This window comes from Aeromicrobium sp. CF3.5 (assembly GCF_051262695.1).
GTDB lineage: Bacteria > Actinomycetota > Actinomycetes > Propionibacteriales > Nocardioidaceae > Aeromicrobium.
On sequence record NZ_JBIMEZ010000003.1, the window covers coordinates 170535 to 191620 of the forward strand.

Below are 21086 nucleotides of genomic sequence, written 5' to 3' on the forward strand. Positions count from 1 at the left end.
ATCTGATGAGCCACACCGACTGGCTGCTGACGCAATCGGAGCGCGGCAACGCACAGACGGTCCTCGACGACCGTCACGAGGGCGACGTCGCCTGGTCGACCGGCAACGTGGTGCGGCCCCTCATCCACGGAGCGACCTACTTCGCCGAGCTGCACGAGCGTCTCCTCGAGACGAGGGAGGGCGATCTCGTCTACTTCACTGACTGGCAGGGAGACGCCGATCAGCGACTGACCGACGAACCCGGCAGCGAGGTGGTCGAGGTGCTGGGGTCGGCGGACGAGCGCGGTGTGGACGTGCGCGGACTGATCTGGCGCTCGCACACCGAGCTGTTCAACTTCAATGCCGAGCAGAACCGGCTCCTGGGCAAGCAGCTGCAGTCTCGCGGGGCCGAGGCCCTGCTCGACATGCGCGTGCGCACCGGGGGATCGCACCACCAGAAGCTCGTGGTGATCCGGTACCGCGGCCGGCCCGAGCGCGACATCGCCTACATCGGTGGCATCGACCTGTGCCACTCGCGGCGCGACGACGCTCGCCACCTCGGCGATCCACAGGCCCTGAGCATGGCCCCGGAGTACGGCGACACCCCGGCGTGGCACGACGTGCAGGCCGCCATCACCGGCCCGGCGGTGTACGACGCCGAGACGGTCTTTCGGGAGCGGTGGCTCGATCCCACGCCCTTGTCGCGACGTCCGATCCATCGACTGCAGGACAGGCTGCGGGGATTGGACACGAACCCCGATCCGCTGGGCGAGCAGGCCCCGCCGCCACCCTCGCCCGAGGGGGCGACCCACACGGTCCAGCTCCTGCGCACCTACCCCAACCTGCGCCACGGCCGGGACTACCCCTTCGCGCGGGGCGGGGAACGCAGCGTGGCGCGTGGCTACAGCAAAGCGATCGCCCGCGCCCGCAACCTGATCTACATCGAGGACCAGTACCTCTGGGGTCACGAGGTCGGCGAGGTCCTCACCGACGCGCTGCGCACCAACCCCGACCTGCACGTCATGGCCGTGCTTCCCCTGTTCACCGATCAGGCCAGCTTCCTGGCGCGCGCGCCACAGATGCTCGGGCGTGCCCGAGCGATCCAGAACATGAGGGATGCCGCGCCCGGCCGAGTGGCGATCTACGGCCCCGAGAACCACGCGGGGACCCCGGTCTACGTGCACGCCAAGGTCTGCGTGATGGACGACCTCTGGACGACCGTCGGCTCGGACAACTTCAATCGACGCTCCTGGACCCACGACTCCGAGCTGTCAGCAGTCGTGGTCGACACCTCGGCTGACGACCACAGCCCCTACGCCCGCCGCCTACGCCTCACCCTCGCTGCCGAACACCTCGACCGGGATGTCGACACCACGCAGGTCGACACCGTGCAGCCGGACTCGCTGCTCGAGACGATGGCGGACTGCATCGATGCCCCCGACTTCTTCGCCGCGTTCGAGGAATCGGCCGATCGCCTCGACGAGTGGCATGCGAACGGCCAGCGAGGTTTGCGTCCGCCGGGGCGCCTGCGGCGTCAGGTGGTGCCGGAGCCGTCACGGTGGCTACGGGTGGCCGGGCACGCCCCCTTCCGACTCCTGCACGACCCTGACGGTCGTCCGGCGCCGCTCAGACGGGCCCGAGACATCTGAGCTTCAGAGGCGGCGCAGCTGCACGGGCTGACCATCGTTGGGAAACGGCAGTGAGTGGTAGTTCATCGGCACCTGGTAGTCGGCGTCGACGCTCCACTCGAATCGCTGCAGCAGGTGGTGCAGGACGCCGGACACCTCGCCGCCGGCGAAGAACAGGCCGAGACACTTGTGCACGCCGCCGCCGAACGGCTGCCACGCGTAGCGGTGCGACTTGTGCTCGAGGCGGGGTTCGGCGAACCGGTCGGGATCGAAGGTCTGCGGATCGGTCCAGTACTGCTCCATGTGGTGGCTGAAGTGCGGCGCGACGATCGCGTAGTGATCAGCGGGGATCCGCACCCCGAGCACCTCGGTCTCCTTGACGGTGCGGCGCGCCAGCACAGGCACCGGGGCGACGAGTCGCAGGCTCTCCTTCATCACGAGGTCGAAGGACGTCAGCTCGTCCAGCTCGCCCAGGGTGGGGGAGTCGCCGAGATGTGCGGACTCCTCGCGCAGCCGCTGCTGCCACTGCGGATGCTGGCCCAGGTACTGCATCATCGTCGACAACGTGATGGTCGAGGTGTCGTGCGCGGCCATCATCAAGAAGACCATGTGATTGATGACGTCGTCGTCGCTGAACCGCTCTCCCTCGTCGGTCTCGATGTGGCACAGGATCGAGAAGAGGTCGTCGGTCTGCTCGGCCCGCCGACTCGGCAGGTACTGGCGCAGGAAGTCGTCGAGGACCCTGCGCCCCTTGACGCCGCGACTCCATCGGGTGAAGGGCACGTCGGTGCGCACGATGCCGGTGGCTGCCTGCAGGCAGTCGATGAACGCACGGTTGATGCGGTCCATGTCCGCGGCCGACGTGTGCTCGGCGCCGCCCATGAACGTCTGGGCGGCGATGTCGAGGGTCAGCTGCTTGAGCGCCGGGTAGGCACGGAAGTCCGCTGACTCCTCCCAGGCGTCGATGCCGTGCCGGATCGTCGTCTGCATGCCTGCGGTGTAGCCCTCGAGCCGATCGCGGGTGAACGCCTGCTGCATGATCCGGCGGTGCAGGTGGTGCTCTGCGAAGTCCAGGAACATCAGACCGCGACCGAAGAACGGGCCGGCCGCCTCGACCCATCCGTCGCCACTGGCGAAGGCCTTGTCCCGGTTGACCAGGGCAGCCTCGCAGGCGTCCGGTCCGAGCAGCACCGCCCACGGCTTGCCGAGGAAGCCGATCTTGGACACCGGGCCGTGCTGGGCCCACTGGCGCTCGAACAGCGACTGGGGATCGCGGGCGTACGCCAAGGTGCTTCCGACCACCGGAAGGCCGGTACCGCCGGGCAGCTCCTGAGGTGTCATGACCAGAATCTTGTATCTGAAAGGGCGCTCTGTCAAGATCTTGTCATGACCGCCGAGGAGAGCCCGACCGCACGGGCCTATCGCGGAGTTGCCGCGGCCGACCGCCAGGCTCAGCGTCGCGCCAAGCTCCTCGACGCAACGCTCGACCTGTGGGGCGACCCGGCCCGTCCGCGCGTCACGATGACGGCGGTGTGCCAGCGCGCCGGTCTGACCGAGCGCTACTTCTACGAGTCCTTCACCCACCTCGACGATGCGCTGTTCGCCGTCCTGGAGCAGATCGCCGTCGAGATCGAGCACACCACGGTGGAGGCGTTGCACGCTGCAGGCGGAGACCCCACCGACCGGGTCGAGGCCTCGATCACAGCCTTCGTGCAGATCCTCACCGAGGACCCGCGCAAGGGACGGGCTGCCATCGTCGAGTCGGCGCACGTCGAGACCACTAGAGAGCCACGGGCCCTGCTGCTGCGACGGTTCGCCGAGCTGTCCGCCAGCGAGGCCAGGCGGCTCTACGGTGCACGATCGTGGGGTGAGGCCGAGGGAGTCCTGGTGGCGACGATGTTCGTGGGGGGCGTCGCACAGCTGGTGACGTCCTGGCTCGATGGCAGTCTGTCGGCGACTCCCGAGGAGATCGTCGAGGCCGCCGCACGGAACTTCACCCTGACGGCTCACCCGAGGACAGGGCAGTCCGACGTCAGGTCAGGTGACTGATCCGCACGTCCTCGTAGGCGAAGCGGTTGGGGAAGGGGAGCGGGGCTCGGGGCCTCGAGGTGCGGGTGACCGGGCCGGGATTGCTCGCGACCGTGTGGCAGTCGCGCTCGCACCAGTTGTTGCGTCGCACCAGACGGTCGTTGACGAACGACCCGAGGTACTGACCGCTGAGGTCGGCCACGTCGTTGTCGCCCCAGGCGCAGTGGCCGATCCAGTACCCGTCCAGGTCGAACAGGTAGGGGTCGTTCCACGTGCGCCGAAACGCGATCGTCTCACCGGCCATGTCGTACACGTACACGCTCATTGCCTCGCCTCCAGGGACGACGGTACGTAGTGTTGCTGAGCGTTCAGTGAATTTGGCGTCGGTGGCGACAAAGATAGTTCGAAATGACCACGCGCCCAGGATGGCTCTGCGCAGGGCCATTTCGCGGCGATCCCTGAAAATGTCTGCGGATCGGGCTTCGTGGGCCGTAGTCTCAGCAGGCGGGTCGTGCGAAATCTGCTTAACCTCGACACGCAACGGCCGCGGTGCCTGAGCGATCGTCCATCGGTGTGCACTCTGAATCTCGGGCGTTCACACCAACCCCTCACTGAAACGAGAACCCCCTCATCATGCCAAGAATCACTCCCTGGCGCCGGCTTCTTGCCGCGCCACTCACGTTTGCCCTGATCGCGGGTGGGGTCATGGCGGGCGCAGCGCCGGCCGTCGCAGCCTTCGACCCGGACGCAGGTCCGTTCGTCACGGCCACGCCGGACACGATCACGCCCGAGGCCCTCGCTGACACCGGCGTGCGCATCCAGGGCCAGACGTTCAACACCGGGGGCCCGCTCCAGAACCAGATCGTCACCGTCACCGCGCCGAGCGGCCTGACGGAGACGCGCAACCAGCGCACAACCGACGGCACCTTCGACATCACCTTCATCCCCACCGGCCCGACCGAGGTGGGCACCTACAGCGTCCGCAGCGCCGGGTTCGCTGGGCAGCCGAGCCTGTCCGTCGCGAACACGACCTTCCAGGTCACCGCGGTGCCCGAGGAGCCCGAGGCCCCGCCGGCCAGCGTCATGGTCGACCCCACGGTCATCTCGCCCGATGCTTTCCTCGAGGACGGCGTGCGGGCGACCGGGCGCACGTTCGACAACGGCGGGCCGATCAACCGGTCCGACCTTGAGTTGACGTCCCCGAGCGGTGCGACGGCGGACTACTTCGACCTCACGGGTGACGGCACCTTCAGCGTCACCATCAGGCCCAAGGACGACGTGCTCACCACGCCCCTAGAGACGGGCACCTGGACGCTGACCGCGACCAGCCTGCTGCGTCCGGAGTTCACCGCCACGACGACCTTCGAGGTGGCTGGCGATGAGAGTCCCCCACCGGCGTCCATCAGCGTGACCCCGAGGACCATCACCGGAGTCGACTTCGCTGCTGACGGCGTCCAGGCCTCCGGTCGCACCTTCGACTCCGGCTCTGAGGTCGGTATCGAGCGCTCCGATCTGGTCCTCACCGCCCCGAGCGGTGCGACGGCCGAGTACTTCGACCTGACCAGCGACGGCACCTTCAACGTCAACATCCAGCCCAAGGGCGACGTGGCCAGCAATCCGGTGGAGACCGGTACCTACACGCTGCAGGCCACGAGTCCTCAGGACCCGTCGTTCACGGCGTCGACCACCTTCCAGGTGATCGCTCCAGCCGCTCCGCCGGTCGACCGCGACCCCGAGGCGAATGCGACTCCTGAGTCGTTGACGCAGTCAGAGTTCCTGGCCGGCGGCGTGAACCTGACCGGGTTCACCGAGGACACCCCCGGTCCGCGGACGCGTCAGCGAATTCAGGTCACGACACCTGGCGGTGACGTGATCGAGTGTGCTGACTTCACTGGCGACGGCACGTACGACATCCAGGTGTACCCGTCGGACGCCCCCGATGAGGGCCCCGACGGTCAGCGGGTCTGCGATCTGTCGACCGGTGGCCTGGCCCTGCCGGGATCACCGGTCACGCCGGCCGATCTGATGCCGGTGCCGGTCGGTACCTACGAGGTCGTGTCGTTCGGCTTCATCCGCGAGGATGCGCGAGCCACGACCTCGTTCGAGGTCGTTGCTGACCCGGTGACCCCGGTGCCCCCGGGTGAGGACGACAACGATGACGATCAGGGCAATGACGATCAGGGTGATGTTGACCAGAACGTGGGTGGATCCAACGGCAACGGCGACAACGTCGCTGACAATGCCGGCAACGGAATCCTGCCCGACGCGGGCGGTGCTTCGCTGCTGATGCTGCTGGCCGGTCTCGCGCTGCTGGGCGCCGGCGGTGTGGTCGTCGCGGCCCGTCGCACGGCCCACGGGCGGCACCTCGGCTGATCCTGGCCGACAGCTCAACGCGCCGCCCTCTCGCCATGCGGGAGGGCGGCGCGCTGGCGTGCTGTCAGATCGTGGGCTCGACCCAGAAGTCGAGCGCGAGGTCCTCCTCGCGGCCGCCCTCGTTGAGATACACCGAGAAGTCGGTGACGCCCTCCGCCGCGAGGACCTCGTCGTCGATCAGGAACTGACCGGTGTACGTCGAGCTCGGCTGGGTGACAATGGCGTGGGCGGCGTCGGCCATGATCTGCGGCGTGCGGGAGTTCTGGGCCATGTCGCCGCCCAGAACGTTGCGCACCGCAGCAGTGTCGATGGCGGTGCGCGGCCACAGCGAGTTGGCGGCGATGCCGTACTCGCGCAGCTCCTCGCTCAGCCCCAGCGTCACCAGGCTCATCGCGTACTTGGCGATCGTGTAGGCGACGCCGGTGGTGCCGAACCACTTGGGATCCAAGGAGATGGGCGGTGACAGCGTGAGGATGTGGGCGTTGTCGGACAGCTTGAGGTGCTCGATGCACGCCTGAGACAACAGGAACGAGCCACGTCCGTTGATGTCGTTCATCAGGTCGTACTTCTTCATGGAGATGTCCTCGGTGCGGGACAGGTCGATGGCTGACGCGTTGTTGACGACGATGTCGATGCCGCCGAACTCGGCCGCGGTGCGGGCGACCGCCTCGGTCACGAAGTCATCGTCGCGGATGTCGCCGACCAGCGGCAGCGCGTGGCCGCCGGCAGCCTCGATGGCCGCAGCAGCGGTGTGGATGGTGCCGGGCAGGGCGGGGTGCGGCTCGGCGGTCTTGGCCAGCAGCGCGACGTTCGCACCGTCGGCAGCGGCGCGCGTCGCGATGGCCTCGCCGATCCCACGACTGCCGCCGGACATGATGATGGACTTTCCTGCAAGGGTCATGTCCTGACCTTAGGCACTGGCTGGGGCGGTCGCTACGCTCTGGACGTGACCCATGACGTGCAGATCGAGTCCACTGGCCACGTGCTCACCATCACGTGGACGGCACCGGACCGGCTCAACAGCCTGACCGAGCCCATGATCGCGGCGGCCGCCGAGGCGATCGAGACGGTCGGTGACGACGTGCGATGCATCGTCATCACGGGCACTGGTCGTGCCTTCGGGGCAGGCGCCGCGCTGGGTGATGACTTTGACGGGGGCGACACCCTCGCCGCCATCAACAGGCTGGTGCGGGCCATCACCGGTGCCACGGTGCCGGTCGTGGCCGGCGTCAACGGCCTTGCTGCGGGGGCCAGCGTCTCGGTGGCCCTGGCCGCCGACCTCGCGGTGGTCACGCGGTCGTCGTACTTCCTGCTCGCCTTCGTCAACATCGGGTTGATGCCGGACGGCGGCGCCACCGAGCTGGTCGCTGCCTCGATCGGGCGGGCCCGCGCCATGTCCATGGCCATGCTCGGCGAGCGTCTGACGGCCGGCGACGCCCTCGCCGCCGGTCTGGTGAGTCTCGTGGTCGACGACGACGCCTTCGACACCGAGCTGGCCCGGGTCGTCGATCGTGTCGCCACCGGCCCCACCGTGGCGCTCGGCCTGATGAAGCAGGCGATCAACGCCACCACCATCCGAACGATCGGCGAGGCGCTGGATCGCGAGACCGCAGGGCAGACCGCGCTGTTCGACACCCACGACTCCACCGAGGGTGGTGACGCGTTCACCCAGAAGCGCGCTGCGAAGTTCGAGGGCCGATGAGCGACATCGACGTCATCGAGCGGGTGCTGACGGCTCGGCGGTCGTGTCGCGGGTTCGGTGACGAGCAGGTCTCGCGCGCCGACATCGAGCGCCTCCTCTCCGCCGCGCAGCACACCGCCTCGTGGTGCAACACCCAGCCGTGGCAGGTCGTCGTCACCTCCGGCGAGGCCACCACCCGGCTCGCCGACGCCTTCATGTCCAGCGACGAGGGCTATGGCTCGGACATCGAGTTCCCCACCGACTACCGCGGCGAGTACGCGGACCGTCGGCGCGAGGTCGGCTGGCAGCTGTACGACGCCGTCGGCGTCACCAAGGGTGACCGGGAGGCCTCGGCACGTCAGGGAATGCGGAACTTCGAGTTCTTCGGCGCCCCGCACCTGGCCGTGATCCACGCGCCGGCCGAGCTCGGCACCTACGGGGTCCTCGACTGCGGTCTCTACGTCGACAGCTTTCTGCTGGCGGCCCAGGCCATGGGCCTGGGCACCTGTGCGCAGGCGGCCGTCGCCGGCCGTTCGCCTTTCCTGCACGAGTGGTTCGGCATCGCCGATGATCGTCTGATCGTGTGCGGCATCGCCTTCGGGCATCCCGACGCCGCCCACCCGTCGGCCCAGTTCATGTCGCGGCGAGCACCGATCACCGATGCCGTCAGCTTCGTGGATTGACGAGCCGCACGGCGTTCAGCCCACGTCCCCAGGCAGTTTCGCGCTGCGACACGCCGGGTGAGCAGCGTCGGGAAAAGAAACTTCCGAATCGACCCATCCACACTCCTCAGGGCGGCGAATGGCTGACGTGACCACAGAGACGGCAACACCTCAGACCGCAGGCCATGCGCCTCGCTGGGCCGGTGCGTTGTCCGGAATCTTGGCTGCGTCACTCGGATTGGCGCTCGGAACGCTGCTGGCCAAGCTCCTGACCGGTGTACCGACCCCCATCAACACGGTCGGCAATCGCGCGATCGACTTCGCGCCGCCGTTCCTCAAGGATTTCGCGATCGAGCAGTTCGGCACCGCCGACAAGGCGGTGCTCATCGGTGGCGTGGTCGCCACCCTGGCGATCGTGGCCCTGGTCGTCGGTGCCATCGGCGTCACAAAGCCCAAGGTTGCCCAGGTCGCCATGATCGTCCTCGGCGTTGTGGCCTTCGCTGCGGCACTGTTCGACCGCACGGCATCGGCGAACATCGTCATCACCGTGCTGCCCACCCTGCTGACCGGTGTCGTCGCGTTCGCCGCGATCACCTTCCTGCTGCGACGCATGGGAACGCTGAAGGGTGAGCCGGGTTCCACCGGAGGCTTCGAGCGTCGGGCGTTCCTCATCGGAGCCTTCGGCATCGCTGCCGTCGCCGCGATCGGCGGTGGCCTCACCCGCGTGTTCGGTGGAGCTGCTGCCCGTGAGTCGCGAGCCGCCATCACCCTGCCGGCCGCCGCGCAGACCGCCGACGCCATTCCGGCCGGCGCCCAGATCGACCTGAAGGGCATCAGCCCGTACATCACGCCCAACAAGGACTTCTACCGCATCGACACCGCGCTGAGCGTTCCCGATGTGCCCACCGACGGCTACGTCCTGCGCATCCATGGCATGGTCGACCGCGAGCTGAACCTGACCTACCAGGACCTGCTCGACATGCCGTTGGAGGAGCACCGTGTGACCCTCACCTGCGTGTCCAACGAGGTCGGCGGCCCGTACGTCGGCAACGCCACCTGGCTCGGCATCCGCACCAGCACGCTGCTGGAGATGGCCGGCGTGCAGTCCGGCGCCGACGCGGTCCTGTCCACCTCGGCCGACGGCTGGGACACAGGTACACCGCTCGAGGCCCTCACCGACGACCGCAGCTCGCTGGTGGCCGTCGGGATGAACGGTGAGCCGCTCCCACTCATCCACGGCTTCCCGGTGCGCATGGTGGTCCCCGGCCTGTACGGCTACGTGTCGGCCACCAAGTGGCTCGTCGACATCGAGGTCAGCCGGTTCCAGGACTTCACCGCCTACTGGACCTCGCGTGACTACACGGCCGAGGCGCCGATCAAGTTCTCCTCGCGCATCGACGTCCCCGCCTCGTTCGAGGCCCTCCCGATCGACAACGCCCGGGTGGGCGGCGTCGCCTGGGCCCAGACCGTCGGCATCGCCAAGGTCGAGGTCAAGATCGACGACGGTGGCTGGAACGAGGCCGAGCTCGGCGCCTCGGATACCGACGAGACCTGGCGCCAGTGGAGCTGGACGTGGGACGAAGCCACTGAAGGCCGCCACAACATCACCGTCCGCGCCACCACCAAGGACGGCGAGACACAGACTTCCGATCGGGCACCCATTCGCCCGAACGGGACGACCGGCTGGCACAGCGTCCAGTTCCGCGTCGAATGAGCACGATCCGCACGACTCAGCGCGAATCCCAACACAAGGAGAACCCCATGCGTACGACCACGAAGAGCTTCGCCGTCGCGGCGGTTGCCTCGCTGTCCCTGTTCACCGCTGCCTGCGGCTCGGACGACTCGACCGAGGCGCCGGCCGATGAAGCCACCTCCGCTGCTCCCGAAGAGGACACGGCCGACCCGGCCGCCGACCTCGTCGGACCCGGCTGCGCCGACTACGCCGAGGCCGTCCCGGACGGCGCCGGCTCGGTCTCGGGCATGTCCCAGGACCCGGTCGCCACGGCTGCCAGCAACAACCCGTTGCTGACGACCCTGACGGCTTCGGTCTCCGGTCAGCTCAACCCTGACGTCGACCTGGTCGACACCCTCAACGGTGGCGAGTTCACCGTGTTCGCGCCGGTCGACGACGCGTTCGCCAAGCTGCCCGAGGACACCGTCGCCACGCTCGGTACCCCCGAGGGCGCAGAGACGCTGTCCAGCGTCCTGACCTACCACGTCATCCCCGGCCAGATCGCTCCGGCCGACATCGATGGCACCTTCGAGACCGTCAACGGCGCTGACCTCACGGTCAGCGGTTCCGGCGACGAGATCGAGGTTGGCGACGGACAGGCTTCGGTCATCTGCGGCGGCGTCCAGACCGCCAACGCGACGGTGTACCTGATCGACAACGTGCTGATGCCGCCTGCGTGATCTTCACGCAGACATCACTCGTGCAGTGATCTGACCAGAGCCGGTCACCTCCTCGGAGGTGGCCGGCTCTTGGTCTGTCCGGGCCCGCCCACCTGATCGGCTAGCCTCGCCGGGTGGGAGCGATTCATCTGGTGCGGCACGGACAGGCCTCGTGGGGCAGCAACGACTACGACCAGCTGTCCGAGCTGGGGTACCAGCAGGGTGCAGCACTCGGCTCGTCCTGGGAGGCGGGCCAGTTCCGCCCCACCTCCTCGGTCTGCGGGTCCATGAAGCGGCATGCGCAGACCGCGGTCGCGGTGCTGGATGCGATCGATGGCGACCTCTACGACATCGACCCCGGGTGGAACGAGTACGACCATCTCGGCCTCGCGAACGTGCGCGATGCCGACGCGCGTCCCGTCGATGCCCGAGAGTTCCAGGCCACGCTCGATGCCCGGCTCGCCGAGTGGGTCGCGGGGACCATCGTTGGGCCGGAACCCTTCGCCGCCTTCAGGTCCCGAGTGCTGGACGCCCTCGACGCCGCGACCGAGCAGGCCGGATCGGGTCAGTCGGTGGCCGTGTTCACCTCCGGCGGGCCCATCGGCCTGGTGGCCTCGCACCTGCTCGCCGGTGACGACTCATTGTTCATCGCGATGAACCGGGTCGTCATCAATGCCAGCATCACCACGGTCATCGTGGGTCGCGGGGGTCGCCGCCTGCTCGCCTTCAACGAGCACACGCACGTCCCCACCGACATGCAGAGTTTTCGCTAGCGGTTTGGCTAGCGCCGGATCTCCCGCAGCGCTTCTGGCCCGAGCCCCGAGATGCTCGGGTACCCGTCGATCGACATCACCAGGTCGATCTCGGCGTGCAAACACCGCAGCACGTGCTCGATGCCCGCTTGCCCGCCGACGGCCAGGCCGTAGGCGTACGGGCGGCCGATGGCTACGGCACTGGCTCCCAACGCCATCGCGGTGACGACGTCGGGGCCGCTGCGGACGCCGGAGTCGAAGATGACGGGTGCGCCGTCAGCGGCCTCGACGACCTCGGGCAGGCACTGGAGGGCGGGGAGGCCGCCATTGGCCTGTCGGCCTCCGTGCGTCGAGCAGTAGATCCCGTTGACGCCGTGGTCGAGGGCGCGCCGCGTGTCCTCGGCCGAGCAGATGCCCTTGAGCAGCAGGGGCAGCTTCGTCAGGGACCGCAACCAGTCCAGGTCGTCCCACGACAGCCGCTTGTTGCCGAAGATCGTCGCCCAGTGGCCGGTTGCCGCAGCCGGGTCGTCCTCGGGGGAGCGGTCGAGCGCGGCTCGGAACACCGGATCGCTGAAGTAGTTGGCCAGACACAGTCCCTGCAGCTGGGGAAAGCTCGCGATCGTCAGGTCGCGGGGTCGCCACCCCAGGTTGAGGGTGTCGAGCGTGATGACGATGGCCTCGAAGCCAGCAGCCTCGGCGCGACGGACGAGGCTCTCGGTCAGCTCGCGGTCGTTCGGTGGATACAGCTGGAACCATCCGGGTGAGCCGTCGAGCGCGTTCGCGACGTCCTCCATCGGGTCCTGCGAGAGGGTCGACGCGATCATGGGGACCTGCAGGGAACGTGCCGCGGCTGCGGTGGTGAGATCGCCGTGCCCGGCCTCCTCGCAGATGCCCAGGACGCCGACCGGCGCGAGCATCACGGGTGTGTCGTAGGTGCGCCCGAACAGCTCGATGCCGAGATCGGGATCAGCGACCCCGGCCAGCATCTGGGGCATGAGGCCCCAGCGCTCGAACGCCTCGACATTGGCCCGTTGCGTGCGTTCGTTGCCCGCGCCGCCGGAGACGTACGACCAGATCGCCTCGGGCATCTGCGCCTGGGCCTGCCGTTCCAGCTCGGCGAACTCCATGGGCAGGTCGGGAACAGTGCCACCGAGCCCGTCGAGGTAGATTCCCAGCTGCCAGTCACCGTGGTGTCCCATGCGTCGATCCTCACACGGAAGCTCGGCACGGTTCGGATACCGGTAGTATCTGAATCATGAAGATCTCCTCCGGTTCGCGTGTCCTGGTCACCGGCGCCGCCTCGGGTCTCGGGCTGGCGCTCGTCGAACAGCTGGCAGGCCGCGGAGCCCGTGTGCTGGCCACCGACGTGCACGCCGACGCTCCGACCGACCTCGCCGCACTGGCTGGCGTCGCCTACCTGACGCTCGACGTCACCGATGACACGCACTGGGCGCGTGCTCGTGACTGGGTCGTCGAGGAGTGGGATGGTCTGGACTTCCTGTTCAACAACGCCGGAGTCGCGGCCGGTGGACGCATCGAGCTGACCGAGATGGACCAGTGGCAGTGGATCGTCGACATCAACCTGCTCGGCGTCGCCCGCGGCTGCCGCACGTTCGTGCCGATGCTCAAGGAGCAGGGCACCGGGCACATCGTGAACACGTCGTCGGCCGCCGGGCTGGTCCACCCGCCCCGGATGAGCGAGTACAACGCAGTCAAGGCCGCCGTCGTCGCTCTGAGCGAGACGCTGCTCCACGAGCTCAAGCCCTTCGGCGTGCAGGTCTCGGTCATCTGCCCGACCTTCTTCAAGACCAATCTCACCGCCTCGATGCGTGGCAAGGACGAGTCCGCCCAGGCCTCGGCCGCCAAGATGATCGACGGCTCGAGCCGCACGGCCGGGGACATCGCCGCGGTGGCCCTCGCGCAGGTCGAGAAGGGGACGCACATCATCCTCACCGACCGTGAAGGACGGATCGGCTACTTCGCCAAACGCTTCCTCCGTCCGGTCTACTACGGCCAGATGGCCAAGGCCGCCGTCCGGATGGGCCGGAAGGACTGACATGTCGGCTCGACGCAACGTCCTGATCACCGGGGCCAGCTCCGGGCTGGGGGCCGGCATGGCCCGCATCCTCGCGGCGAAGGGCCATCACCTCGCGCTGGCGGCACGCCGGGTGGACCGCCTCGAAGCCCTGCGCGACGAGCTGCTCGCGGCCCATCCCGACATCGAGATCTCGGTGCACGCCCTCGACGTCACCGACCACACCCAGGTGTTCGCGGTGTTCAAGGACGCCATCGGCGAGCTGGGCGGTCTCGACCGGGTCATCGTGAATGCCGGACTCGACCACGGCGGTCGGATCGGCACGGGTCGGTTCGAGGCCAATCGCGAGACCGCGATGACCAACTTCGTGGCGGCACTGGCGCAGTGCGAGGCCGCGATGGAGCACTTCTACGAGCGCAGCGCCGGCCACCTGGTGCTGATCTCGTCGATGGCCGCGATGCGCGGCATGCCGTCGGCAATGGCGACCTACGGAGCGACCAAGGCTGCGTTGGCCCATCTCGGCGAGAGCATCCGCGCGGACCTGATCGGCCGCCCCGGCCACGACATCGCGGTCACCACCCTGTACCCGGGCTACATCGCCTCGGAGATGAACGACGGGCCGCGCGAGGATGCCCGGTTGATGGTCGACACCGAGACCGGGTGCCGCGCCCTGGTCAAGGCCATCGAGCGCGAGGTCGTCGAGGCGGCGATCCCGAGCTGGCCGTGGGCGCCCATCGGGAAGGTCCTGAAGCACGCGCCGCTGGGCGTGGTTCGTCGCCTGGTGTGAGAAGCCCTAGGCTGGCCATCACAGCCGCGAGCCCTCGGAGGGACCTTGTCGAACATCCCGGACGCGCGCCCCACGGCTCCGCAGACCATCACCACGGCAGTCCTGCTGATGCGCATCGGTGCGGCGCTCAGCGCCGCGTCTGTCGTGCTCACCCTGGTGACGTTCGGGGCGTTCAAGGACGACATCGCCGCGCAGCTGAACGCCAGCAACAACACGGTGACGCAGGCCGAGATCGACACCGCCGTCGCCGTCGGGATCAGCTTCGTGCTGTTCATCGGCGTGGTCAGCGTGGTCCTGTGGCTGTGGATGGCGTGGAAGAACGCCCAGGGCCGGTCCTGGGCGCGCGCCGTGGCCTCCGTGCTCGGAGGCTTCAACGTGGTCTTCACGTTCTTCGGCTTCGTCGGGGGCCAGTACATGGGCCTGGTCCTGGTGCTGCAGACCGCAACCCTCGCGATCGCCATCGGCGCCCTGTTCCTGCTGTGGCGCCCCGCATCGACGACCTTCTACGAAGCCGTCGACGCGCACCGCACGACGGTGGTCTCGAGTTGATGGTTCCCCAGGTTACGTAGGAATGCCATCACCGCGCAGGGCAAATTTTCCTACGTACGTGATGGGAAACCCACATAACCTGGGGAACCATCACCTAGCCGAGCAGGTCGCGCAGGAGGTCGCCGACGTGGTCGGCCTCGACGAGGAAGCCGTCGTGGCCATGCGGTGAGGGGACCACGTGCAGCGGACCGGCGGTGGGGATCAGGTCGGCGAGCTCTTCTTGCTGGTACAGCGGATACAGCCGATCGGAGTCGATGCCGGCCACGGTCGTGTGGGCGGTGACGCGTCCGAGGGCGGCCTCGAGGCCCCCGCGACCCCGTCCGACGTCGTGGGAGTCCATCGCCGAGGTCAGCACGATGTAGGAGTTGGCATCGAAGCGGGACACGAGCTTGGCGCCGTGGTGCTGCAGGTAGGAGTCGACCGCCCAGCGTCCGTCGTCCTGGACGCGGCGTCCGAATCGCTGCGACAGCTCGGCCTCGCTGCGGTAGGCGATGTGCGCCACGCGACGGGCCAGATCCAGCCCGGTGAGGGGCCCGACGTCCTGATCGTAGTAGTGCCCGCCGGTGTAGTGAGGATCGCCGGCGATGGCCGCGACCTGGGTTCGCGACAGCGCAATCTGCTCGCCGGAGGCGTACGCCGAGGTCGCCAGCAGGAGCAGGCGCTCCACGCGGGCAGGGTGCTCGACGGCCCATTCCAGGGCACGCATGCCGCCGGCCGATCCACCGACCACCGCATGGAGTCGATCGATGCCCAGGCCGTCGAGCAGGGCTGCCTCTGCAGCGACCTGATCGCGCACGGTCAGAGCCGGGAAGTCGCCACCCCACGGGGTGCCGCCACCCTCTGAACCGGTCGGGCGTGGGCTGGCTGGTCCGGTCGATCCCTGGCAACCGCCCAGGATGTTCGGGGCGATCACGAAGAAGCGATCGGTGTCCATCGGGGCTCCGGGCCCGACCATCGGGTCCCACCAGCCCGGCGACGGGTGGCCGGGGCCGGTCGGTCCGGCCACGTGGCTGTCACCGGTCAGGGCGTGCAGGACGAGAACGGCGTTGCTGCCGCCGTCCGGCGTCGTGCGCAGCTCCCCCCAGGTCTCGTAAGCGATCTGGACGTCCGGAACCACGCTGCCGGACTCCAGGGCGACGTCCCCGACGTCGGCGAACTGCCGATGACCCGCGTGATCCCCCGTCCGCCACGCGCCGGTGACGAGCGAGGGATCCACTCGGGCAGTCGTGGTCACTTGGCCGCGCGCAGTCCCGCGTCGAGGTCGGCGAGGATGTCGTCGATGCCCTCGATACCGACGGCAAGGCGCACGAGTCCGGGCGTCACGCCGGCTGCGGCCTGCTCCTCAGGAGTGCCCTGGGAGTGGGTCGTGGACGCGGGGTGGATCGCGAGGCTGCGCACGTCTCCGATGTTGGCCACGTGGCTGAACAGGTCGAGAGCTTCGATGAACGCGCGGCCGGCCTCGATCCCGCCGGGAAGCTCGAACGTCAGCACGGCTCCCGATCCCTTCGGGACGTACTTGTCGGCCAGCTGCTTGTACGGGTTGCCGTCGAGGCTGGCCCAGGTGACCTTCGTGACGTCCTCGCGAGCCTCGAGCCACTCGGCGACGGCGCGAGTGTTCTCGACGTGACGCTCCATGCGCAGGCTGAGGGTCTCCAGCCCCTGCGCGATGAGGAAGGCATTGAAGGGGGCAGCGGCCGGCCCCATGTTGCGCAGGTACTGCACGCGCAGCTTGGCGATGTACGCCGCCGGTCCGAGCGCGTCGGCGAAGACCAGACCGTGATAGCTGGCGTCGGGCTGGGTGAAGCCGGGGAACTTGTCACCGTGCGCGGCGTAGTCAAAGGTTCCGCCGTCCACGACGACGCCGGCGATGCTGGTGCCGTGTCCCCCGATGTACTTGGTGGCCGAGTGCACCACGGTGTCGACGCCATGCTTCAGCGGATTGAGCAGGAAGGGAGTCGCGACGGTGTTGTCGACGATGAACGGGACGCCGACCTCCTTGGCGACCGCGGAGATGGTCTCGAGGTCGAGGACATCGCCCTTCGGGTTGCCGATGGTCTCGCCAAAGAACGCCTTGGTGTTCTCCTGGGCCGCGTCGCGCCAGGCGGCGGCGTCGTTGGGTTCGTCCACGAAGGTCACGGTGATGCCGAGCTTGGGGAAGGTGTGGCGCAGCAGGGCGTCGGTGCCGCCGTAGAGGCTGGCCGAGGCCACGATGTGGTCGCCGGCCTCGGCGACATTGGTCAGCGCACCCGTCGTGGCGGCCTGGCCGGAGGCGACGAGCAGGGCGCCCACGCCGCCCTCGAGCGCGGCGATGCGCTGCTCCACGGCGTCCTGCGTCGGGTTCATGATGCGCGTGTAGATGTTGCCGGGCTCGGCCAGGCTGAACAGGTCGGCAGCGTGCTGGGTGTCGCGGAACTGGTACGACGTCGTCTGATAGATCGGCAAAGCCCGGGCGCCCGTGGCGGGGTCCGGCGTCTGGCCGGCGTGGATCTGCTTGGTCTCGAAGGTCCAGTTGTCGCTCATGCGTGGCTCCCGGGTGAGGTGGATCGTCTGCGACGAGCCTGCCACCGTCTCACCGGATGACAAGTGCGTCTCATCATGTGGTCTTCGAGACGCGGTCTGAGGTCAGGAGGTCGGTGCGGTTCGGGCGTGCACGATGACGGTCGTCTCGAACTCGGTGCCGTTCCAGTCCCCGCACGTCATGAGCACCAGCCCGCTGGGGCCCGTGGTCTTGTAGACGTCGGCGGCGACGCTCGCGAAGTCGTCCACGGGGATCACGTCAGTCTGCACGACATCGAAGGCGCGCGATCCCTTCGTGCCCGAGACGATGATCTCGTCACCCTCGCCGATGTCGACCAGCCGGTCGAAGACGCCGTCGTCGTCGGAGGCGGTGTGACCCACGATGACGGCGTTGCCCTGGGCGCCCGGTTGTGACCCGTCGCGCCACCAGCCGGTCTCGTCGAGGGCGGTTGGCACCTCCTGCGCGTTGTTCGGCAGCGTGCCGACCGACGCGACAGGAGCATCGATGCGCAGTGACGCGATCTCGAGTCGGTCGGGAACGCCCACGGCTCCCGAGACCATCGCACGCGAGGACTCCGGGGCCGGGCTGGGCGCCGCGGTGGCGGCAGCAACTTCTGGCTGCGCCTCGTCGGACCGCAGAGTGACGAACACCGCCGCGGCCACGAGGGCCGCGGCGGCGATCGCTGCGAGGAGCTTCTTGTTCACTACCGGTCAGGCAGCGCGGTGCTGACGCAGCGCCAGCAGACCCGTGCCGATCAGGGCGGCAAGAGCGAGCACGCCGGTGGCGCCGGCGGTCGAGTCGTCACCTGCGCCGGCGGCCGGGGCCACCGTCGGGTGTGCGGTGTTACCAGCAGCCGGGGTGCAGTCCTGGTCGACATCGACGTAGCCTGCCTGGATCAGCTCGCCGTTCAGGTCCTCACCGTCGTTGGCGGTGAAGAAGACCCGGTCGCGCTCGGAGTCCACGGTGCGGGTCTCGCCGGCGGCGAGCGCGAACTCGTCGTCGGACTCGAAGTTCTCGTTGTCGCTGAAGATGCCGATGAAGACCGCGTTCTCGGTGGTGTTGGTGAACTCGACCGTCTTGCAGACGCTCTGCGTCTCGATGACCTCGGGGAAGCAGTCCTCGGACACGACGACCGGGAAGGTGGTCTGTGCGCCCTCGGGGAAGGCGAACCCCGCATTGGGGTTGACGCCGAAGGTCGTCTCGAAACCGCGGTTGTAGAAGTCCGCGAGATTGAGGGTTCCGGTCTGCTCGATGCTCGATCCGGAGTTGCCGAAGCCGACGCCGTAGTTGACGTTCTCGACGTCGGGCAGCGCCACGGTGCACGGGGTGGGGAAGGTGATCTGCGGGGCGGGGATCTCGGTCGGCGCGATGACGGTCACGGTGATCTCGTCGGACAGGTCGTCCTCCTGGCCATCCTCGAAAGCGTTGATTCCGAACGTGAAGGTGTCACCCACTTCCGCGTCATCGGGGACGTTGACAGTGACCGGCGCGCCGGGAAGGACGCCTTCCCAGTTGTCGACGGTTCCGGTGGCAGTACCGGTCGCCTCGACCTCGACCACACCGGCCGGGTCGGCGTCGGACGAGACGGTCCAGTCGATCTCGAGGCTCTGGCCAGCGAAGACCTCCTGGTCGTCGACGCTCCCGTCGATGGTGAACGAGTCGACCGTGGCGGCGCTCGCCGGGGAGGCGATGAAGAACACCGCCAGCAGGGCAAGAATGGGCAGCAGAACGATCCGGCGCACGAAGTGGTCCTCACGGTGATTGCGACAGCCGGGAGGACCGTCGACGCTGGAGGAAAAGTAGCACCCCGTGCGGGACCGCGTCCAAGGTTTGTGACAAGGGGGCCTGAGATGTCCGACGTCGAAGCCGTTCAGCTCATGGAGAAGGGCTGTGCGGTCGACTCGAGGACCGACAGCCACAGGTCGCCGTCGGGGGAGACGCTGTGCGATCCGGCCGTCACGATCGGGATGGGTACGTTGACGAAGCGGTGCCGGCGGCGGCCGACCACCATGTCGGTGCGCCCGGACATCGCCGCGTGCACCGCGATCTGCGCGAGCCGCGCGCAGTAGACCGAGTCGACCGGGTCGGCAGGCACCGAGCGGATCGCGTACCCGGGATTGAACGCGCGCATCGTCAGGGGCCGGCTGCCGGAGGCGAAATCTGCTGCGATGACGTCGCGCAGGTGGGTTGCGATGTCGCCCAGCACCCGGTTGCCGCTGGCGTCGGTGTCGGTGGTGTCGGCCAGCAGGCCCTGCCCGGCGCCCTCGGCCAGCACGATCACGGCGCTGCCCTTCTGCGCCACGCACCGTTTCAGTGCGGCCAGCAGTCCGTTCTCGCCGTCGAGGGAGAACTCGACCTCCGGAATCAGCACGAAGTCGGCGTCGTGATTGGCCAGGGCGGCGTAGCAGGCGATGAAGCCGGCGTGGCGGCCCATGACCTCGACGATGCCCACTCCGCCGATCGCCGCCTCGACCTCGACCCGCGCGGACTTGATGGACTGGGCTGCACGACCGAACGCCGTCGTGAACCCGAAGCTCTGCCCGATGTGCGGGATGTCGTTGTCGATGGTCTTGGGCACGCCGACGATCGCGATCCGTTCGTCACGGCGATCGATCTCGCCGACCAGGCGGTGGGCGCCGCGCATCGACCCGTCGCCGCCGATGACGAACAAGATGTCCACGTGGAGCTCGACGAGGCGGTCCACGATCACGGTGGGGTCCTGCGCTCCGCGTGACGATCCGAGGATCGTGCCGCCGCGCTCGTTGATGCGCGCGACCGACTCGGCGGTGAGCACCATCGGCTCGAGTCCTGAGTCGGGGACCAGGCCGGCGTAACCGTTGCGGAACCCCAGCACGTCGCGCACGCCGTAGTGCGTGTGCAGCTCGAGCACCAGACCGCGGATCACGTCGTTGAGGCCCGGGCACAGGCCGCCGCACGTGACGATTCCGACGCGGGTCGTCGCCGGGTCGAAGAACAACTCGGGCCTGGGCCCGCCAGTCTCGAACGTCGGGAGCTGCTCCAGCGGGACGCCGCGTGAAGCGATCAGCTCGAGGGTGTCGTCGTAGAGGATGCGATCGGCCGCACCGACGTAGTACTCGTTGGTCGCGCGGCCCTGCACGTAGGGGGCGAGCGGCGAGGGCAGCGTGGCCTCTCCGAGTGTCCTGACCTGGAGATCCGCGAGGGTGACCACGCGATCAGCCTAGGCGACGGGAAACACCAGACAGGTCGAGGTGGCCGTGGCCAGAAGCCGGCCCGACTCGTCCTTGATGTCGGCCTCGACGAAGGCGGCCCTGCTGCCCGGCTTGGTGACTCGTCCCTCGGCGACGACGCGGCCCGTGTCGGCCGTGATGCCCCGCAGGAAGCTGACGTTGAGGTCGAGTGACGTGTAGGCCACTCCAGCCGGCAGCGTGGTCTGCACCGCGCACCCGCACACCGAGTCCAGGAGGGTCGCGAAGAAGCCGCCGTGCACCGACCCGATCGGGTTGTAGTGCGACTCGTCGGGGACGGCCGACATCACGACGCGGCCGGCCTCGACGCTGACGACCTGCATGCCGATGTGGCTGGCGATCGGGGCCCCGGGCAGCGTGCCGTCGGCCATGGCCTGGAGGAACTCGAGGCCCGACATGGTCAGGGCCCGGGCTGCGGTGCCGTCGGGGTCGGTCCAGGTCACCGTGCGGCTGCGCTCGTTCGACATGACCACGAC

Annotated in this window: 21 protein-coding genes; 11 read left to right on the top strand and 10 right to left on the bottom strand. The window is 68.4% G+C overall.

Annotated elements, in window-relative coordinates; translation table 11 throughout:
- Positions 1 to 5: 5 nt before the first annotated feature.
- Positions 6 to 1628, top strand: coding sequence for a phospholipase D family protein (locus ACHAA3_RS07665; protein ID WP_435708384.1), 1623 nt, complete (start codon positions 6 to 8; stop codon positions 1626 to 1628).
- A 3-nt stretch (positions 1629 to 1631) separates the two neighbouring features.
- Here the strand turns inward: ACHAA3_RS07665 and ACHAA3_RS07670 are convergent, their stop codons facing one another.
- A complete protein-coding gene (locus tag ACHAA3_RS07670; RefSeq protein ID WP_435708385.1) occupies positions 1632 to 2948 on the bottom strand; it encodes a cytochrome P450 in 1317 nt (438 codons plus the stop codon).
- 45 nt (positions 2949 to 2993) lie between these two features.
- On the opposite strand from ACHAA3_RS07670, the gene ACHAA3_RS07675 reads away from it, so the two are divergent.
- Complete coding sequence (locus ACHAA3_RS07675) at positions 2994 to 3656, top strand: TetR/AcrR family transcriptional regulator (RefSeq protein WP_435708386.1); 663 nt, start codon at positions 2994 to 2996, stop codon at positions 3654 to 3656.
- Here ACHAA3_RS07675 and ACHAA3_RS07680 read toward each other — a convergent pair.
- On the bottom strand, positions 3640 to 3960 hold the full coding sequence (locus ACHAA3_RS07680) for a hypothetical protein (RefSeq protein ID WP_435708387.1): 321 nt from the start codon (positions 3958 to 3960) through the stop codon (positions 3640 to 3642). The genes ACHAA3_RS07675 and ACHAA3_RS07680 overlap by 17 nt on opposite strands.
- Before the next feature lie 380 nt (positions 3961 to 4340).
- Here ACHAA3_RS07680 and ACHAA3_RS07685 point away from each other — a divergent pair, with 380 nt between their 5' ends.
- Positions 4341 to 6008: a hypothetical protein gene (locus tag ACHAA3_RS07685; RefSeq protein WP_435708388.1), complete on the top strand. Its 1668-nt coding sequence runs from the start codon at positions 4341 to 4343 to the stop codon at positions 6006 to 6008.
- 64 nt (positions 6009 to 6072) lie between these two features.
- Here ACHAA3_RS07685 and ACHAA3_RS07690 read toward each other — a convergent pair whose 3' ends face one another.
- On the bottom strand, positions 6073 to 6909 hold the full coding sequence (locus ACHAA3_RS07690) for an SDR family oxidoreductase (RefSeq protein ID WP_435708389.1): 837 nt from the start codon (positions 6907 to 6909) through the stop codon (positions 6073 to 6075).
- A gap of 45 nt (positions 6910 to 6954) precedes the next feature.
- On the opposite strand from ACHAA3_RS07690, the gene ACHAA3_RS07695 reads away from it, so the two are divergent.
- From ACHAA3_RS07695 to ACHAA3_RS07715, 5 genes are all read left to right on the top strand, one after another.
- Positions 6955 to 7710, top strand: a complete 756-nt coding sequence (locus tag ACHAA3_RS07695) for an enoyl-CoA hydratase-related protein (RefSeq protein WP_435708390.1) — start codon at positions 6955 to 6957, stop codon at positions 7708 to 7710.
- Complete coding sequence (locus ACHAA3_RS07700) at positions 7707 to 8372, top strand: nitroreductase (protein ID WP_435708391.1); 666 nt, start codon at positions 7707 to 7709, stop codon at positions 8370 to 8372. The genes ACHAA3_RS07695 and ACHAA3_RS07700 overlap by 4 nt, the downstream gene beginning before the upstream one ends.
- 118 nt (positions 8373 to 8490) lie before the next feature.
- Entirely contained in the window at positions 8491 to 10065 is a 1575-nt protein-coding gene (locus ACHAA3_RS07705) for a molybdopterin-dependent oxidoreductase (RefSeq protein WP_435708392.1), read from the top strand.
- Positions 10066 to 10112: 47 nt separating this feature from the next.
- Entirely contained in the window at positions 10113 to 10763 is a 651-nt protein-coding gene (locus tag ACHAA3_RS07710; RefSeq protein WP_435708393.1) for a fasciclin domain-containing protein, read from the top strand.
- A 113-nt stretch (positions 10764 to 10876) separates the two neighbouring features.
- The gene (locus ACHAA3_RS07715; RefSeq protein ID WP_435708394.1) at positions 10877 to 11515 is read left to right on the top strand and encodes a histidine phosphatase family protein; all 639 of its coding nucleotides are present in this window, start codon (positions 10877 to 10879) and stop codon (positions 11513 to 11515) included.
- Between the two features lie 8 nt (positions 11516 to 11523).
- Here the strand turns inward: ACHAA3_RS07715 and ACHAA3_RS07720 are convergent, their stop codons facing one another.
- Positions 11524 to 12693 (bottom strand): alpha-hydroxy-acid oxidizing protein, encoded by a 1170-nt coding sequence (locus ACHAA3_RS07720; RefSeq protein ID WP_435708395.1) that lies wholly within the window; start codon positions 12691 to 12693, stop codon positions 11524 to 11526.
- 56 nt (positions 12694 to 12749) lie between these two features.
- Between ACHAA3_RS07720 and ACHAA3_RS07725 the strand changes: the two genes are divergently transcribed.
- The 3 genes from ACHAA3_RS07725 to ACHAA3_RS07735 are packed head-to-tail and all read left to right on the top strand — an operon-like array spanning position 12750 to position 14865.
- A complete protein-coding gene (locus tag ACHAA3_RS07725) occupies positions 12750 to 13550 on the top strand; it encodes an SDR family NAD(P)-dependent oxidoreductase (RefSeq protein WP_435708396.1) in 801 nt (266 codons plus the stop codon).
- 1 nt (position 13551) lies between these two features.
- A complete protein-coding gene (locus tag ACHAA3_RS07730) occupies positions 13552 to 14316 on the top strand; it encodes an SDR family oxidoreductase (RefSeq protein WP_435708397.1) in 765 nt (254 codons plus the stop codon).
- A 45-nt stretch (positions 14317 to 14361) separates the two neighbouring features.
- Positions 14362 to 14865, top strand: a complete 504-nt coding sequence (locus tag ACHAA3_RS07735; protein ID WP_435708398.1) for a hypothetical protein — start codon at positions 14362 to 14364, stop codon at positions 14863 to 14865.
- 94 nt (positions 14866 to 14959) lie between these two features.
- On the opposite strand, the gene metX is transcribed toward ACHAA3_RS07735, so the two are convergent.
- The 6 genes from metX to ACHAA3_RS07765 all read right to left on the bottom strand — a co-directional run bounded on the left by metX (position 14960) and on the right by ACHAA3_RS07765 (position 21077).
- The gene (metX, locus tag ACHAA3_RS07740) at positions 14960 to 16081 is read right to left on the bottom strand and encodes a homoserine O-acetyltransferase MetX (protein WP_435708399.1); all 1122 of its coding nucleotides are present in this window, start codon (positions 16079 to 16081) and stop codon (positions 14960 to 14962) included.
- Positions 16082 to 16095: 14 nt separating this feature from the next.
- A complete protein-coding gene (locus tag ACHAA3_RS07745) occupies positions 16096 to 17385 on the bottom strand; it encodes a bifunctional o-acetylhomoserine/o-acetylserine sulfhydrylase (protein ID WP_435708400.1) in 1290 nt (429 codons plus the stop codon).
- Between the two features lie 102 nt (positions 17386 to 17487).
- Positions 17488 to 18087 (bottom strand): class F sortase, encoded by a 600-nt coding sequence (locus ACHAA3_RS07750; protein WP_435708401.1) that lies wholly within the window; start codon positions 18085 to 18087, stop codon positions 17488 to 17490.
- A 6-nt stretch (positions 18088 to 18093) separates the two neighbouring features.
- Positions 18094 to 19125 (bottom strand): hypothetical protein, encoded by a 1032-nt coding sequence (locus ACHAA3_RS07755; protein ID WP_435708402.1) that lies wholly within the window; start codon positions 19123 to 19125, stop codon positions 18094 to 18096.
- Positions 19126 to 19253: 128 nt separating this feature from the next.
- The gene (locus ACHAA3_RS07760; protein ID WP_435708403.1) at positions 19254 to 20573 is read right to left on the bottom strand and encodes an ATP-dependent 6-phosphofructokinase; all 1320 of its coding nucleotides are present in this window, start codon (positions 20571 to 20573) and stop codon (positions 19254 to 19256) included.
- Positions 20574 to 20582: 9 nt separating this feature from the next.
- The gene (locus ACHAA3_RS07765; protein ID WP_435708404.1) at positions 20583 to 21077 is read right to left on the bottom strand and encodes a PaaI family thioesterase; all 495 of its coding nucleotides are present in this window, start codon (positions 21075 to 21077) and stop codon (positions 20583 to 20585) included.
- Positions 21078 to 21086 lie beyond the last annotated feature (9 nt).

Bases quoted from the DNA above. Each gene is read 5' to 3' on its own strand.
- ACHAA3_RS07670 (WP_435708385.1), bottom strand. From the start codon at position 2,948: ATGACACCTCAGGAGCTGCCCGGCGGTACCGGCCTTCCGGTGGTCGGA.
- ACHAA3_RS07665 (WP_435708384.1), top strand. From the start codon at position 6: ATGAGCCACACCGACTGGCTGCTGACGCAATCGGAGCGCGGCAACGCA.
- ACHAA3_RS07690 (WP_435708389.1), bottom strand. From the start codon at position 6,909: ATGACCCTTGCAGGAAAGTCCATCATCATGTCCGGCGGCAGTCGTGGG.
- ACHAA3_RS07720 (WP_435708395.1), bottom strand. From the start codon at position 12,693: ATGGGACACCACGGTGACTGGCAGCTGGGAATCTACCTCGACGGGCTC.
- ACHAA3_RS07710 (WP_435708393.1), top strand. From the start codon at position 10,113: ATGCGTACGACCACGAAGAGCTTCGCCGTCGCGGCGGTTGCCTCGCTG.
- ACHAA3_RS07745 (WP_435708400.1), bottom strand. From the start codon at position 17,385: ATGAGCGACAACTGGACCTTCGAGACCAAGCAGATCCACGCCGGCCAG.
- ACHAA3_RS07700 (WP_435708391.1), top strand. From the start codon at position 7,707: ATGAGCGACATCGACGTCATCGAGCGGGTGCTGACGGCTCGGCGGTCG.
- ACHAA3_RS07730 (WP_435708397.1), top strand. From the start codon at position 13,552: ATGTCGGCTCGACGCAACGTCCTGATCACCGGGGCCAGCTCCGGGCTG.
- ACHAA3_RS07675 (WP_435708386.1), top strand. From the start codon at position 2,994: ATGACCGCCGAGGAGAGCCCGACCGCACGGGCCTATCGCGGAGTTGCC.
- ACHAA3_RS07725 (WP_435708396.1), top strand. From the start codon at position 12,750: ATGAAGATCTCCTCCGGTTCGCGTGTCCTGGTCACCGGCGCCGCCTCG.
- ACHAA3_RS07765 (WP_435708404.1), bottom strand. From the start codon at position 21,077: ATGTCGAACGAGCGCAGCCGCACGGTGACCTGGACCGACCCCGACGGC.
- ACHAA3_RS07685 (WP_435708388.1), top strand. From the start codon at position 4,341: ATGGCGGGCGCAGCGCCGGCCGTCGCAGCCTTCGACCCGGACGCAGGT.
- ACHAA3_RS07680 (WP_435708387.1), bottom strand. From the start codon at position 3,960: ATGAGCGTGTACGTGTACGACATGGCCGGTGAGACGATCGCGTTTCGG.
- ACHAA3_RS07705 (WP_435708392.1), top strand. From the start codon at position 8,491: ATGGCTGACGTGACCACAGAGACGGCAACACCTCAGACCGCAGGCCAT.